A 15841-nucleotide genomic window follows, 5' to 3' on the forward strand; every position below is an offset into this window, starting at 1 on the left:
GCATATCATGCAAATCCAGACCGACACCTCGTTACTCAGCGACCCGCGCCGACAGGCTGCGTTGCTGTACTGGCAAGGTTTCTCAGTGAAGCAAATCGCAGAGATGTTGAAGCAGAAAGCGCCCACGGTGCAGAGCTGGAAACAGCGGGAAAAATGGGACGATATCGCGCCGATTTCCCGCGTCGAATCCAGCATTGAGGCGCGAATGGTGCAGCTCGTTCTCAAGACGAAAAAAGAGGGCAGCGACTACAAAGAAATTGACCTGTTAGGCCGCCAGATTGAGCGCCTCGCGCGCGTCAGCCGCTACATGAATTCCGACAATGAGGCGGACCTCAATCCCAACGTTGCCAACCGCAACAAAGGTGAGCGCAAAAAGCCGACAAAGAACTATTTCAGTGACGAGGCCATTGCGAAGCTGGAGGAGATTTTTTATGACGAGTCTTTCGATTATCAGCTCGGCTGGCACAAGGCCGGACTGGCGCACCGCATCCGTGATATTCTGAAATCGCGCCAGATTGGGGCGACCTTCTATTTTTCCCGCGAGTCACTGCTGCACGCGCTTAAAACCGGCCATAACCAAATATTCCTGTCGGCCAGCAAAACGCAGGCGTATGTGTTCCGCGAGTACATTATTCAGTTTGCCCGGCGGGTTGACGTTGAGTTGACCGGTGACCCGATTGTGCTCGGCAACAACGGCGCGAAACTGATTTTTCTCGGCACCAATTCCAACACCGCGCAGAGCCATAACGGCGACCTGCTGGTCGATGAGATTTTTTGGATCCCCAACTTCCAGAAGCTGCGCAAAGTCGCCTCCGGCATGGCCTCGCAAAAGCACCTCCGGTCGACCTACTTTTCCACCCCATCAACGCTGGCACATGGCGCGTTTCCGTTTTGGTCTGGCGAGCTGTTTAACAAGGGCCGCAAAAGCACCAGCGAACACGTCGAGATCGATATCAGCCACCGCACCTTAGCTGCCGGGAAACTGTGCGATGACGGTCAATGGCGGCAAATCGTCACCATCGAGGACGCCTTGCGCGGTGGCTGTAACCTGTTTGACCTCGACGTGTTGAAGCGCGAGAACAGCGCCGAGGATTTCCGCAACCTGTTCATGTGTGAGTTTGTCGACGATAGCGCGTCAGTGTTCCCGTTTGAGGAGTTGCAGGGCTGCATGGTCGACAGTCTGGTCGAATGGACGGACGTTAACCCTTACGCTGACCGGCCATTCGGTGACCGGCCGGTGTGGGTCGGCTATGACCCGGCGCACTCCGGTGACAGCGCCGGTTGCGTGGTGCTGGCCCCGCCGATGGTGACGGGCGGTAAGTTCCGCATACTGGAGCGCCACCAGTGGAAAGGCATGGACTTTGCCACGCAGGCCGAATCCATCCGCAAACTGACCGGAAAATATAACGTGGAATATATCGGCATCGACGCCACCGGCATCGGGCAAGGTGTTTTCCAGTTGGTGCGCGCCTTCTACCCGGCCGCCCGCGAAATCCGCTACAGCGCCGAGGTGAAGACCGCCATGGTGTTGAAGGCAAAAGACACTATCGGCAGCGGCCGGCTGGAGTACGACACCGCCTATACCGACATCACAAAATCGTTTATGGCCATCCGCAAAACCATGACCGCCAGCGGCCGAGGCATGACCTACGAGGCGAGCCGCAGCGAGGAAGCCAGTCACGCCGACGTTGCGTGGGCCACCATGCACGCTCTGCTAAATGAACCCCTGACCGCCGCCAACGGCCAGCCCTCTAAATCTATTCTGGAGTTCAACCGATGAGCAAACGTAATCGCAACAAGGCAAAAGAGAATCTAACCGTCAAAGAACCTGACCAGAAAATGCAGGCGTTTACCTTTGGCGAGCCGTCGGCCGTTCTGGATCGCCGCGAGATTCTGGACTACACCGAGTGCGTGGGTAACGGCAAGTGGATTGAACCGCCTATCAGCTTTTCCGGGCTGGCGAAAAGCCTGCGCGCCGCCGTTCACCACAGCTCGCCGATTTATGTAAAGCGCAACATTTTAGCGAGCACCTACATCACGCACCCCCTGCTATCACAGCAAGATTTCAGCCGGTTTGTGCTGGATTATTTGGTGTTCGGCAACGCTTTTTTAGAGAAGCGCCAGAGCGTGAGCGGCAAGCTGTTGAAGCTGGAGACCTCCCCGGCCAAATACACCCGGCGCGGTGTTGAACCCGGCGTGTATTGGTTTGTGCAATCGTTCGTTGAGCCGCACCCGTTCGCCGCTAACAGCGTTTTCCACCTGCTGGAGCCGGATATCAACCAAGAGCTGTATGGGATGCCGGAATACCTGTCGGCGCTCAATTCAGCCTGGCTAAACGAGTCCGCCACTTTGTTCCGCCGCAAGTATTACCAGAACGGCGCACACGCAGGCTATATCATGTACGTGACGGACGCTGCGCAGAACAATACCGACGTGGAAGCGCTGCGCGATGCGATGAGCGACTCGAAAGGCATGGGGAATTTTAAAAACCTGTTTTTCTACGCGCCGAACGGAAAGCCCGACGGCATCAAGATAGTGCCGCTCAGTGAGGTAGCGACAAAGGACGATTTCTTCAACATCAAAAAAGTCAGCGCCGCCGACCTGCTGGACGCCCACCGCATCCCCTATCAACTGATGGGTGGTAAACCGGAGAACGTCGGGTCAGTGGGTGACGTGGAGAAGGCCGCAAGGGTGTTCGTCCGCAACGAGCTGACGCCGCTACAGCAGCGCATCACTGAGGTGAATGATTGGATCGGCGAGGAGGTCATCCGCTTTAAAAAATACACCCTCGACAACGATGACGAATGATAAACCGGCCGCCTGATTGGCGGCCTTTTCACACCCACCCGCAAACGCCCTCTGACGCCCACCACAGCCCGCGCCACTGCACGCACCACGAATCAAACCAAAGAACCCCAACACCATCACGACGCGCTGACGCCGTCAATTCTGATAATTAAATACGTGCCTGCGCGCAATGCTATCCCCGCCACGCCTGCCCGCTTCATGGGTCGGTTTTAATGCAGTTGCAATAGGTCATCCAAGCCGTGTCAGTTCTGCCCACCATTACCCAAACAAATAGAGAGATTCACATGCAATATGATGCAGCGTATGTAAGCTTCGGTGATTTGTCCTTTATTAGAAAACATACATCATATAGCTCTCATTTCTCAGTGATGACTGAGATGATTTTTCATAAGATTGATTGAAATGCAAAATGCAGGTTTTTACGAGCGAGCCGGTCCCTTATCCATAGTATGGTTTTTGTTGTGTCAGAGACACCGACCAAATTTTTCAATTTTACCATCGCAATTCAATGCCCTGACAAAATAATAAATTTAGTGTTTTTTATCAAGCCAACAATAAAAAATAACAGCAACTATAAAGAGACTTGTCTGTAAGAGTTATATCAACATTGTCTATCTCTGCTATCAATAAAAGTTCATTTTTCTTTTAATCCTCTAACAAGCACCGTTTAGGAAATGGGAATTACAACCAACTCAGAAGACAAAGAAATATAAAAAAACGATCATCACCGCAGGTTGTAACAAAACAATCAATTAAAAACGAACACTTAACATGTGCAACCACGACAATAATACAAAACAATACCGTCATTAAAAAAAGCCACAGAAACAATTAACCGTGGCAAAAAACTAAATTAAAAAAATAAGAGCAATCAATCCCTAAGACTTATTTCTATTGAGTCCGGAAAACCAATCTGACTATAACACATAGTCTCAGTCATGAAAAAATCAGTCTCTATAATATTATAGACCTCCGAGTTTGAAAGTGATGTCATTTCTGAAATACCCTCTACGAGATATTCAAACCAATTGGGATTAAGCATATTTATCGACGTGTTTATTTCTATATTTTTTTGATACCAAGAATCCGCCTCTAATCTTCCTGTTTTTTCAAACCCTCGAAATATATCGGTGACATATGACATTCTAAGAAATAACGAAAGGAAAAACCGCATATTAATATGAGTGTACTCATGAGGTATTGCTAATGGGAATTGGTAAAAACGATAAATTAATCTACTTACAAAAACCGCAGAATCAAATGCATTTACAGGTAACAATGTTCCAATTACACTTAGCGCGCCACTAACTAAAAAACCATTTGCTACCGAAGCATGGGAACCACTAACGGCTGATGTTAAACAAGCACTGAGGATTACAATTGGTGGCACACGTGCTACTTTCTTTAATTGCCATGTATCCACCTTTTCCTCACCAATGACTAGCCATCCATTTTCTTTGTCCCCCCCATGACTCCCATGACAATCTATTATAAGTATATAACCATCATATTGATTCAAGGCATCAATAAACTCGTCTTTTGTCTTGACATCAACAATTAAACACTCAAGATCTGGCATGTTTTTCTTGAAAGTTTCTATCGCCATCTCCAAGTGAAACTTTAAGTGATCATCTGGTTCAAATGAACGTATTATTAAAAATTTCCTCATTTCGGAACTTTTAATAACAACCTTTAAAAACGTAGATGCATTCTGCAATAAAAAATTGCCCGGAGTTGCATTAATTCTTGATATGTCATGACTTAACATAATTGGTATTTTGCCAAATCTAATCCAATCCAAAGGGATATCGCAAACAAAAGTAATATCATTATAGCCATCATTAATGAAATCTCTCAACTTCCCGCCGATAACTCTTTTTATTAGTGTGTTAAACGCTTTACCTTTTTTTATAAACCTAGGGTCATCTATTCCATGTAAGCAAGCTAGTTGCTCAAGCTTTTTAAGGTGATGGCCAAAGTGATTAATTTCATTTGGCAATCTTATTGCAGGCGAGTTTTTATTAATGCTGAATAATGAAATGGCTGCTGCGGTAAGACGCAACTCCGCACGCCTCATCCGAATAAAAAAATTAACCTTGGGATTATTCATGATATTTTTAATGCTATTATTTTCATTTTCAGGTTTTATTATATACCCTGAATAATCTGGATTTCTTAACACACCATTAATTAAGAACTTTTTCTCATCATTACTCAAATCCCTTTCAATAAATTCAAATAATGAACTTTCTTTATTATGAAAGAACGAAAACATACCTGGCGCATAAACTATCACTTCAGATGACGGGGCCGTACCCAACTCCCTTAAACAGTCCTCATACGCAACAACGCTATTTATAATACAATTTATGAATTCTCTCCTGCTACTACCTTTTTTAAGTTCTTTCTCGCGCGAAAGCATAAAACCCATAGACTCGATAAGTAACTCATTAGGCTTGGTAGTGTTGTTTAGCGTCCCACTCCAAGGGCTCCCTTTGAATATAGCACCCCTTCTTTTAAGCTTAGGGGTGATTTTCTTTCCACCACCATTATTTTTTAGTTTATTTTCTAGCACTTTTAATTTTGAGTAAAGAAGGCTATCAAATGCGTAAATACTATTCACTGCAGACGGGAGAATATCAGCACCCTTTATACTACTACATATTATAGGTGGGATAGTGAATTTCTTTGACAATGATTTAACAAAAGAAAAATCTTGAGGAATACAAAAAATCAAACAAAAAGGAGCGTGAAAAAACAAACTGACTTTTTCTACATATTCTCTGGAAACGAGAACCATTGTATTTTGCCCCACAAGTAACTCTTCACCTTCATCTTCCCCCTCTGGACGAATGAATATTTCTTTTATATCCTTAGGGGTCTTGCTGAGTAAAAAAATAAGCTCCGCCACCTCTGGATTTTTAACAACCCCGTTATCAAAACCCTGAAAAAAACTCTGTTCCCCATCGGTAGGCATAATTACGATTTTCACTACCGACCCTAACGTATGCAACAACTCCATGTTATACCTACTAGTTCAGTTTGGAATTTACATTAAGTATTATAGACTTTTTGAGCCAAAGGTGCATTCAAAACACCGGCCATAAATCAATGGCTGGATATAAAAACCTCTTATCGGAAAAGCATACCATTGCTCCACGCGCCAACACTCTCAGCTCCCAATAAGTTGCGATAATGCCCTGCTGCGCCAGTTCAAACCGTATTTGCGGAATCCTTGCCCGTTCTGCCGGTGTTAAACGTGCCGATGGCGCATCATTTCGCGATTTCCTACGGTTCCGGGCGATTTCTTGGTGGTTGCCCTTCGGTGATTGCCCCCTTGCAGCGTCTCTCATCGTCTTGGCAACGTCGGCGTCATTCCAGCTAACATCCCCGCCCTCAATCAAATTCATCACCGCCGTGACAAACTCAGGCGTTGCTACCTGCATATCTGGATCAGGTTCTTGCTGAACCTCCCCACAGTTATTGACAGGACTCCGAGGCGCGCCGGAGGCGCTTTTTAAAGCCAAAGGATTAACGTCAACGTCAACAGCCTTACGAACAATACGCCATTCTGTTGAGCGGGTTTCGTGGATATGGCCTGCGCCAAGGTGTGGGGCAAAAATGCCGACAACCTTTTGCACTTCTTCGTCATACACGTTCGGCTCATCAGCCACCTTGCGCGCAACGCGAACAGTCTGCACATCACGCGGGACGTTTGCGCCACCCTGCCCGGCCATGTAGGCGGCAAAGTCTCCAGCATCAGCCGCCGCACGCACTGCCTCGACTCGCTCATCAAAGGAATCGGACAGGCTAACGCCACGAAGGCAAGCGGCCCGGCACTCACGGTAAGCGCCCATGGTGGGAACGCCAATAGGCTGAAACTGCGGGATTCTCCACGTTGACGCCCAGGATGTCACCGCCGCAGCCATATCGCGCAACGGCTTGCCGGTGTCGTGGTCAATCTGGCCGTCGAGCGCATAACCGTCGATATTTTTGGCGATGTATTTTGCGATATACCCCGCCGCGCCGCCCTTGTTCATGTGCTTGGCTTCAAACCGGTTCTTTGCCGCACCGCGTTCGTCGCCGTCCTCTTTCAAGGCATAGCGTCGCATGATATCGATGACGTCCTGACGCTGCTTGCACTGGCAAAAAAGCATCATATGCCAGTGCGGTGTACCGTCATGATGTGGCTCAACGACGCGCATACCGTAAACGCTCAAATCGTTGTCTTTAAACGCGGTGCGCATCTTGCTCCAGATGTATACGAGATAACGCTGACCGTCTTTCGGTGAAAAAGCCTCTAAATCCCAGTTGTGGTTAAACTGGACTTTTTCAGCCCCTTCTTTGCCGACGACGCGGGTCGGGTGGTATTTCGATGGAGTGGTGATGGTGATAAACATGCCGACATGCTTCTCGCTGGCCGCAAACTTCTCTATTCCTGCGATGGTGCTCATCAGCTCCATGCGGCGGATTTCCGGGTTAGATATGCTGGCCATAACCTTATCAATTAGGTCGATACGCTCACCGGTAGCAACATTCTCCAGCTCGCACCCTTTCAGATAGTCCATATTAGCAAGCCGCCGGGCCTGCACCTCACGGATAGCCTGCTTACTCGCGTAAGGGTGTTTTTTGAGGTTCACTTCACCGGCAGCAATAAGCAACGCCTCACGCCAGCGCGTGCGCTGGGCCTTCAACTGGCGTTCCCACCACTCGGAGTTAACCAGACGTGACAGGCTGGCAACCGCTGATGTAGCGTCCAGCCTACCTTTGAGGTATTTGCGCCAGTGCATCGGAGTAATGTTAAACGCCCGTGCCATACGCGCGATGCGGCCATAGAATTCAGCCTGAACACCGTTGCTGATTAGCTGTGAATTATCCCCGTTATTTTCAGCGATAAACTCCTCGCAATAGCGGTCATAATTTTGCAGCAATTGACCAGCAACGCGGTCAGCAAAGCGTCGCAATTCCTTGTCATCCATGCCCGGCAGGCTCGCATAGTTGTCCACCTCCGCCATAAAGCACGGCGATGCGTTAATGTTCATCGAGTTCTTTTCGTTAACGATTTCGATACGCGGCCAGATGCGACGCTGAAACTGGAGCACCAGCCATTTATTAGCGGCGTGGATCCCCTGCTCTTTCAGCAAATAGGTATGGCGGCCCAGAAAAATAAGGCTGAGGAAATGCGGCAAGGATTGGATATTACGCAAAACAGCTTGCCCCTGAGCGTGTTGCTCACGGGTAAGCGGTCTTTCTTTGCCGATGGCGGCTTTTGGGGCGTTCCATGAATGAACCCCGATGAACGGTTCGCCGGAAGTTGTAGCGAATGATGGCGGCGGTGAGGGGGCTATACGCCCCCTTGCCTCTCTTTGTTCGCTGGCGTTGTTCATTTCTGCTTCCGGTTAGCCTGCCACTCGAACGACACCACCATTGCAAACAGAATCAGCGGGACACCCCACACCGGAGACGTGACCTGCAGCCATGAGCCATGGGGAACAAAACCCATGACTTTTAGGATTGATAAAAAAACACCGGCGGCATAAGCGCCCCATGAAAAAGGTGATGTCACGGCCATCAAAAATTGCTGCTTAGTTGTCATTTTTTTTCTGCCGCGTAGTGAGTGGAAAATGCGTCTTGGCAAAGCTTGCCGATACGCTCAATCTCAGCGGCCAAACTGGCAATGCTGGTGACGGTTGAGTCGCGAACGTGGTGATGCACCAACCCGGAAACCAACTGCGTGACCGTCGGGTAATAACCAACTGCGTCGAGCCACACCTCGCCCTTCTTGCTGCCGGTTTTAACCAGTTTCTTCTGGTTTAAAATGAACTGATGGACATCGCTGGTGACGACCCAATCCTTACCGATAGGAATGCGCAGCATGATTACCCCCTGAAATGTTTAGTTTGTAGTTCGTGGATGGTTTGGCATGCCACGCAACGAGTCACACCGGGAAAAGCTGCACGACGCGCGGCCGGGATAGCTTGGTCACACTCTTCACAAATTGACGCAGACACTCCGCCTTTAATGCGTGCCGCATTAATTTGCGCGGTGAGCGTCTCCTGCTGGCGCTGTTGCACCAGATCCATTAAATCCGGCATCGTTATAGCTCCGATTCGTTATTCAGATGAATGAGTGCCTGCTGACCTAATTCAGCAATGCGGTGCGATTCCTTCATCACTTCGCTAATGCTGGTAATTGTTTTAAGAAAAACGCCCCGCTTCACTGATAAATTAATAAGGTCAGCAATCAGCTTTAACTCACTTGAGTAAATAGCTCTGGTTGGATAGTATTTTTCTTTTGTCTCTTTATCCATTTTCACTTCGGCCAGAATTAAACCGCCCGCTTCCATTTTCATGATGGCGAACACGTTATTTACTTCCACACAATGATACTCAGCCATGATTAACCCCCTGCTTATGCGCACGGCCTTCATGGTCAAATTTATCCGACTCTTGCCGCAGTAGTTCGATAATCTCAACGCTAGACAGTTGATTGACGGCGGCATGCGTTGCGAGACGGTCAAGGTGAGATGAGAAGCTAACAGCGGCATCAGCCTTTGCCTCAACGCGTGCGTTGTTCAACATAAAATTACGTGAGTCCGCATCAGCCTTATTTCGCATTTCTTGGCCCACGGTTTTATACATGTGCATAGAGAACTCCAGATAAAAGAATGCCCGACGCAATAAAGCGCCTTTAAAATTAGAACTGATTAATTAATGGAAATATGCTTCGGGTTTAACCGAGGTCAATATAGTTGGCGCATGGTCAAATAAATTAAATAGCTCACGCAACGCTCTAAATAAAGCCTCGCGCCATGTGCAAGACTCATCATCAATGCGCCAGTACGGCTGATTGTATTCAGCCTCAGTTAACCCAGCATGCAGAAATAAAGTGCGCCTTTGGCTGATAGTCAGTCTGCCAATAAAACCAGATTTACTAATGCCGTGTTTACGATAGGTAGCGAAGGCACTGCGAAGCTCATCAATGGCGCAAACAACGCGCTCACGTTCGCAGTCACTCATTTCCTCCAGACGCATAACAGCGTGGCGCTGTTTTAAGTCCGCGTGAAAACAAACCGTCAGGCGCTCACGCTCCATCATCTGATTGTAAAAATTACAGGTGCTTTTCCAGCGAGGAACTGCGAGGCGTTCCCCAACTAAAGCACGCAGCCCGGCGGGCTGGTTACGAACAATACCGGCGGTGATAGCTGTCATTTTGAAAAACCCCGCATTGTTGATTTGATGGAGGAGATCCAACGGGTAGCCCGGCGGGTACGAATGACGATACCTTTCCGGCCCTTGCCATGGGTGATAGTGATATCAAGCGCGCGGCCGGTCTGATGATTCCAGAGCATTGGAGCGATTGAGATGGGTTGTTGCATGTTTTTATCCCCCTTTCACTGATATCAAGACGATGGTTCGCCAAGCCCTAACCATAAAAGCCACCCATCACGAATTTCTTTTGGACGGCGCTCATAGGCTAATTTCATTCCCGCATTCCACGCCGGTAGGTAAACCCAATGCTCCGCGCGTGCTGTAGGAGTCTCGGGGTTGCGCATTTCAACCGTTGGCAATTTGCCCTTATCAATCATCCCTTTCACTGCCTCCGGGCTTTTGCCAATGACTTTGGCAAATTCTTGATACGGCAATGCATCAGAAAGCCTTACTACTTGCTTTTCCATCTGGTAACCTCTCCGATTGTAGTAATCAGTTGCCTATAGGGGTTTATAGTTACCTATAGGGCTTTAATTACTACCAAAGACATTTAATTACTACGATTTGCAAATAATCATGCAAAGGGAGTCCCATGTCAATAGACATAGCAGAGAAGTTAAAGTTGATTAGAGAGTCTGAGCGGCTTAATAGGAAAGAATTCAGTGAGTTAACTGGTGTTCCTTATAGTTCACTATCTAGTTATGAAACGAGGTCAAAAGGGATGGGGTTAGATGCAGCTATGAAAATCCTAAGCCACCCACGGTTCGAAAAATACACGCTGTGGTTTATGAGTGATCGAATCTCCCCAGAATCCGGTCAAATAGCACCGGCACTCGCACACTTTGGGCAAGAGGCAACAACCTCGCAGCACTCAGGCCAAAAGATTGGCTAACCATTCACCTAAGTTATTTATTTAACACTTTTGGGGTAAGGGCTTGTTGCGTACCTGAAAGTAAAAACTTCCTCAGAGGGCTTCGCGATGGCGATTAAGAAGCTCGAAGATGGTCGATATGAAGTGGACATTAGGCCGAACGGGCGCAACGGAAAGCGCATCCGTCGGAAATTTGATAGGAAACATGAAGCACAAGCTTTTGAGAAGTACATAACTGTCAGCTATCACGACAAAGAATGGCTCTCTAAACCAACGGATAAAAGGTCATTATCTGAGCTGGTTAAACTGTGGTGGAGCTACCATGGCAAGAACAACGACCACGGGCAGTCCTACCTAAAAAAACTGGAGCGTATTACGCGAATGATGAACAGCCCAGCCGCATTTCAGATTGATAAATCTCGCATTACAGCTTATCGGTCGGCGCGGCTAGCCGAAGGCATTAAAGCATCCAGTATTAATCGCGAAATGACAGCGATAAGCGGCATGTTTACCGACCTTATCGACTCGGGGCTTTACTGTGGTGAGCATCCGATTCGTGGTAGTGGGAAACTCAAAGAAGCCAATACAGAAATGACTTATCTTGCCCGCGATGAGATAAGTGCATTGCTACAAGCTCTGGATGGCGATAACCGCCGGGTTGCCGTTTTATGCCTTAGCACTGGCGCGCGTTGGGGAGAAGCTATCAAGCTCAAAGCAGAGCATGTCATTCACAACCGCGTGACGTTTGTTCAAACAAAAAACGGTAAAAGGCGCAGCGTTCCTATTTCTCAAGAGGTCTCTGACGAAATCTTGTCTCAGCCGTCAGGAATACTGTTTCCGCAAGCGTCTTACAGTGCTTTCCGAGAAATATTGAAGGCGACTAAACCTAACCTCCCCCACGGACAAGCATCCCATTCGTTACGCCATACATTCGCAACTCATTTCATGATGAACGGGGGCAATATCATCACGCTCCAGCGAATACTTGGTCATGCGAGAATTGAACAAACAATGAACTACGCTCACTTTGCACCTGACTTCCTACAGGATGCAATTTCTTATAATCCGCTGGGAGGGAAAATCAATGTCTAGCGTCCACAACGCGTCCACACATAGATGGTTTTCTGGTGGTTGTAGTTGCCTATGGTGCAGATTAACCCTCTGTTTTATATAGACAACACTGATATTCAAGACAAGAAAAAGGCCGCCGAGGCGGCCTTAGGTTAGCGGGCAGGTTTTAACTGTAGGCGTTGAGCGTACGCTGGCACAGGGCGGAGCGGACGCAGTCTTGTTTATCAAAGCGGATGATGCCGATCATTTCATCCTCCTCGAAGCGTTCCATCGCATCGCTGAGGCCGGACTTCACACCGCGCGGCAAATCGCATTGGGTTACGTCACCATTAACGATTACCGTTACGTTCTCACCCAAACGGGTCAGGAACATCTTCATCTGGCTGGCGGTCACGTTCTGGGCTTCATCCAGGATAACTACCGCATTTTCGAAGGTACGCCCGCGCATGTAGGCGAAAGGCGCGATCTCTACCTTGCCGATTTCCGGACGCAGGCAGTATTGCATAAAGGACGATCCCAAGCGGCGCACCAGAATGTCATACACCGGACGGAAATAAGGGGCGAACTTCTCAGAAATATCCCCAGGTAAGAAACCGAGGTCTTCATCCGCCTGAAGAACCGGGCGAGTAACAATAATCCGATCCACTTCTTTATGTATAAGGGCTTCTGCCGCTTTCGCAGCGCTGATGAAAGTTTTGCCGCAGCCGGCTTCACCGGTGGCAAAAATCAACTGCTTCTTATCTATGGCGATTAAGTAATGACCCTGAGCTTCGGTTCTAGCCTCGATGGTAGAGCTATCGCGCTTGTCTCGCGCCATGCCAATAGACTCAACACCACCCATTTGTACCAGCGAGGTAACGGACTCTTCTTCAAGCTGGCGATGACTACGAGCGTCACGACGAATAACGCGTTTCGCTTCACGACGTGCTTTGATCACTGCTTTTTGTCTCATAGTGGCACCTTACAGTTTGTTTCACCTACCGCGGCGGTCTGGACCGCGCGATTATGTTTCACACACAGATTAGGTTTTGGCTCCCTTTTGAGCCAACAATAGCCAAGAGTAAAAGTGAATACGCGGCGGGCGTGTTAGCACACCGATTTTTCACGGGAGAACGCGATTGCGTAATTAAACCTAGAGTAAAAAGTGACAAGAATTTGGAATGACGAGAGTGCGGAGTGGCCAGGAAAAGAGAGTCGGAGAGAGAACCCTCGTTACAACGAGAAATCAGGAAAGGTCTGTTATTTGTTCTTTCTAGCCCAACCAAGGACTTTACCATTAGCGATCCCCGCAGTGTTATTTACAGCTTCGAGCTGTGCACCTTGTGAAAACTACCGCCAGATGATTACAGTATAATGACATTCAAACCTCGCGCGTTGCTAAAATGTAAAAAAATTTAATCTTTTTTGTTTTTAGCCGCGGCCAGAACACTATATCACGCTGATTACGTCATTCAATAAATTTTTTATATTGATAATTATCAAATAGTTATGATTATAATCCGCAAATGACATTTTAGTTTCCTGATTAAATTTCGCACACTTCATAACCGCCCCGTCAGCAGAAATTTATTAATAAAAAAGGCGGGATAGCTCCCGCCCTGTTGCTGAGTGATCACGCCGATAAACTCATCCGGCGGTTACTCGAAGGTATAAGAAACGCTCAATCCGCCGCCCCAGTTTCTACCCGGTGCCGGTTCGTAGTAACGGCCATTGCCTTCATTGACGATCACCGAACCGACATATTGACGGTCAAACAGGTTATCTACCCGGCCAAAAACGTTAAGCATCCAGTTGCCCAGCGGATAACGGTAGCCGGTATTTAAGCCGACGGTGGTATAAGCCGGAGCCTGTTCGCTATTGGCGTCATTAACCTCGATATCGCTCATATAGCGTACCTCGGCACCGGCATACCACCCTTCCGGCGGTGACCAGGCCAACGAGGCATAACCCATATTACGCGCAATGCCCGGCATCCGGTTGCCACTCGGTACCCTGTTGGCCGCCGAACACTGGCTATCACCACAAACATCGTCGCGGTAACGCGCATCCAGCAACGTCCAGGCTAACTGTACCCGCCAGTCATAAGCGAACTGCTGATCCAGCGCCAACTCAAGCCCACGTCTGCGGGTCTGCCCAGCGTTTTTGTAGCTACTGCGTCCGTTGCTGCTTTCATCAACCACAATTTCGTTGCTGGTGTCGGTCTGGAACACTGCGGCGGTCAGCAACCCATTGCCAATACGGGTTTTACTGCCAAATTCTACCGTATCGCTGGTCGAAGGATTCAGGCCGAAGTTGAGCCCGGACTGATTGCCGGAACGGTAGGACAGTTCATTAATGGTCGGGGTCTCAAAGCCACGGCCGGCGGAAAGATACAGGTTCCAGCCGCTCATCACCGCATAGTTAAGGGAACCGGCCGGTAACCACTTATGATAACTGGCGTTACCGCTGTCATCGCCATTGGCGCCGGTGATGTAGTGATCGTTGGAGTCAAAATTGACGGTGCTGTAACGCATACCGACATCCAGCGTCAGTTGCTGGGTTAACTGCCACGAAGTTTGCAGATAAGGGTCGAGGTTCCACATCAGGTTGCGTTCATTACGGCGCAGCGCCCCCTCGGTGCCAAGCTCGGTTACACCGTTGACCTGAGTAAAGTTTTCATACCCTTTACGCTGCTCGGTCATGGTTTCATAATCCAACCCGCCGGTCAGGGTGTAAGGCACGCCCAGCTCACCACGGTGCGTCCAGCGAGTATCAATTCCCTGATAATGGCGCGTCAGGTCAATCACCCCGCCCGGATGCTGCGCACTGCGCTGCTGCACCGCGACCGGGATCGACTGGTACTGGGTGGTTTCGCGCTCACCGGCGTACATCATGATGCTCAGGTCATCATTGGCACCCATCTGGCGCTCATAATGCAGCCCGGCCTGGGTCTGTGACGTGGTTTTGCGCGTGTTGTACTGATCGGCTCGTGGTGCCTGGCGCGGATTATCGTGCCATTCGGCAGAAGTCAGGCCACCTGGATCATTGGCGTCGATATCAACACTGTTGAACAACAGCGTCAGCGTGCTGACATCGTCGATGCGCACGCCCAGCTTGGCATTACCGAGGTTTTTCTGCGCGCCGCTGTGATCGCGGAACCCCTGGGTGGTGAAACGGGTACCGGAAATCGTGTAGTTAACATCGCCGGCTTGGGTGCCGTCGCCGGTCGCCCCGGAGGCTTTAACACCATAGCGCCAGGTGCCGTAGCTGCCGAAATACGAGCTGGCCTCCAGACGAGTCGGCTGTTGGCCGGTTTCGGTTTCCACATTCACCATGCCGCCGGAGGCATTCCCGTAAAGGGCGGAAAACGGTCCGCGCAGTACTTCCACCTTCTCGACCGAGTTAAGGTCGATATTCGAGGTCTGCCCCTGGCCGTCCGGCATGGTGGCAGGAATACCGTCGACATAAATACGCACGCCGCGTACGCCATACATAGAACGGGCACCAAAACCACGCACCGACAACTGTAAATCCTGCGCATAGTTCTGTCGGTTCTGAATTTGCAGACCCGGCACGCTACCCAGGCTTTCCGACAGATTGATCTGCGGTCGTGCCTCACGGATTTGATCACCCGTGACCACGCTGACGGCAGCCGGGGTTGAAAGTTCAGAAAGACCGCTGCGCTTGGCGGTGACCACCATGGTCTGTTCGCTGTCCTTGTCCTGCGCAAAGCTGGCAGAAACAGGCAGTAGGGCTGGAATAACCAGCGCCGAAACTGCCAACCGGTTTTTATGAGTGCTTTTCATCTGGAGAATGCCGTTAAAGGGATCGGAAGGTATGAACCATTTGGAACGTTATGGCCGACATGTTAATGCTTTTAACAAAAAATGAAAATAGTTAC

At 49.2% G+C, this 15841-nt stretch carries 15 protein-coding genes and 1 pseudogene; 4 read left to right on the forward strand and 12 right to left on the reverse strand.

Annotated features, from left to right (window positions below; genetic code table 11):
• Nucleotides 1-7: 7 nt before the first annotated feature.
• Both NHG65_RS15860 and NHG65_RS15865 read left to right on the forward strand, forming a co-directional pair.
• Nucleotides 8-1780, forward strand: a complete 1773-nt coding sequence (locus tag NHG65_RS15860) for a terminase ATPase subunit family protein (protein ID WP_499182401.1) — start codon at nucleotides 8-10, stop codon at nucleotides 1778-1780.
• Entirely contained in the window at nucleotides 1777-2808 is a 1032-nt protein-coding gene (locus tag NHG65_RS15865; RefSeq protein WP_499182402.1) for a phage portal protein, read from the forward strand. The genes NHG65_RS15860 and NHG65_RS15865 overlap by 4 nt, the downstream gene beginning before the upstream one ends.
• Nucleotides 2809-3679: 871 nt before the next feature.
• Here NHG65_RS15865 and NHG65_RS15870 read toward each other — a convergent pair.
• The 10 genes from NHG65_RS15870 to NHG65_RS15915 all read right to left on the reverse strand — a co-directional run bounded on the left by NHG65_RS15870 (nucleotide 3680) and on the right by NHG65_RS15915 (nucleotide 10486).
• Nucleotides 3680-5800: a CHAT domain-containing protein gene (locus tag NHG65_RS15870; RefSeq protein ID WP_499182403.1), complete on the reverse strand. Its 2121-nt coding sequence runs from the start codon at nucleotides 5798-5800 to the stop codon at nucleotides 3680-3682.
• A gap of 97 nt (nucleotides 5801-5897) precedes the next feature.
• Nucleotides 5898-8195 (reverse strand): replication endonuclease, encoded by a 2298-nt coding sequence (locus NHG65_RS15875; RefSeq protein ID WP_499182404.1) that lies wholly within the window; start codon nucleotides 8193-8195, stop codon nucleotides 5898-5900.
• Nucleotides 8192-8404 (reverse strand): hypothetical protein, encoded by a 213-nt coding sequence (locus tag NHG65_RS15880; RefSeq protein WP_499182405.1) that lies wholly within the window; start codon nucleotides 8402-8404, stop codon nucleotides 8192-8194. The genes NHG65_RS15875 and NHG65_RS15880 overlap by 4 nt, the downstream gene beginning before the upstream one ends.
• The gene (locus NHG65_RS15885) at nucleotides 8401-8685 is read right to left on the reverse strand and encodes a DUF5405 family protein (RefSeq protein ID WP_499182406.1); all 285 of its coding nucleotides are present in this window, start codon (nucleotides 8683-8685) and stop codon (nucleotides 8401-8403) included. The genes NHG65_RS15880 and NHG65_RS15885 overlap by 4 nt, the downstream gene beginning before the upstream one ends.
• Before the next feature lie 2 nt (nucleotides 8686-8687).
• On the reverse strand, nucleotides 8688-8903 hold the full coding sequence (locus NHG65_RS15890; RefSeq protein ID WP_499182407.1) for a TraR/DksA C4-type zinc finger protein: 216 nt from the start codon (nucleotides 8901-8903) through the stop codon (nucleotides 8688-8690).
• Nucleotides 8904-8905: 2 nt separating this feature from the next.
• Nucleotides 8906-9205, reverse strand: a complete 300-nt coding sequence (locus NHG65_RS15895) for a DUF5405 family protein (protein WP_499182408.1) — start codon at nucleotides 9203-9205, stop codon at nucleotides 8906-8908.
• Nucleotides 9198-9449 carry a DUF2732 family protein gene (locus NHG65_RS15900; protein WP_499183488.1) on the reverse strand — a complete coding sequence of 84 codons (252 nt, stop codon included), beginning with the start codon at nucleotides 9447-9449 and terminating at the stop codon, nucleotides 9198-9200. Before NHG65_RS15900 ends, NHG65_RS15895 begins: the two co-directional genes overlap by 8 nt.
• Nucleotides 9450-9518: 69 nt before the next feature.
• Nucleotides 9519-10019, reverse strand: coding sequence for a phage replication protein B (gene repB / locus NHG65_RS15905; protein WP_499182409.1), 501 nt, complete (start codon nucleotides 10017-10019; stop codon nucleotides 9519-9521).
• Entirely contained in the window at nucleotides 10016-10186 is a 171-nt protein-coding gene (locus tag NHG65_RS15910) for a hypothetical protein (RefSeq protein ID WP_499182410.1), read from the reverse strand. The genes repB and NHG65_RS15910 overlap by 4 nt, the downstream gene beginning before the upstream one ends.
• Before the next feature lie 24 nt (nucleotides 10187-10210).
• Nucleotides 10211-10486, reverse strand: coding sequence for a Cox family DNA-binding protein (locus NHG65_RS15915; protein WP_261434583.1), 276 nt, complete (start codon nucleotides 10484-10486; stop codon nucleotides 10211-10213).
• A gap of 125 nt (nucleotides 10487-10611) precedes the next feature.
• On the opposite strand from NHG65_RS15915, the gene NHG65_RS15920 reads away from it, so the two are divergent.
• Nucleotides 10612-10911, forward strand: coding sequence for a helix-turn-helix domain-containing protein (locus tag NHG65_RS15920; protein ID WP_499182411.1), 300 nt, complete (start codon nucleotides 10612-10614; stop codon nucleotides 10909-10911).
• A gap of 87 nt (nucleotides 10912-10998) precedes the next feature.
• Nucleotides 10999-12064 (forward strand): annotated as a pseudogene (locus tag NHG65_RS15925) (phage integrase).
• 63 nt (nucleotides 12065-12127) lie between these two features.
• On the opposite strand, the gene phoH reads toward NHG65_RS15925, so the two are convergent.
• Together phoH and pqqU are read right to left on the reverse strand one after the other, a co-directional pair.
• Entirely contained in the window at nucleotides 12128-12913 is a 786-nt protein-coding gene (gene phoH / locus NHG65_RS15930) for a phosphate starvation-inducible protein PhoH (RefSeq protein WP_085117328.1), read from the reverse strand.
• Between the two features lie 685 nt (nucleotides 12914-13598).
• A complete protein-coding gene (pqqU, locus tag NHG65_RS15935) occupies nucleotides 13599-15746 on the reverse strand; it encodes a TonB-dependent receptor PqqU (RefSeq protein ID WP_499182412.1) in 2148 nt (715 codons plus the stop codon).
• Between the last annotated feature and the right edge of the window lie 95 nt (nucleotides 15747-15841).

Source organism: Serratia myotis, assembly GCF_027474885.1.
Taxonomy (GTDB): Bacteria; Pseudomonadota; Gammaproteobacteria; order Enterobacterales; family Enterobacteriaceae; genus Serratia; species Serratia proteamaculans.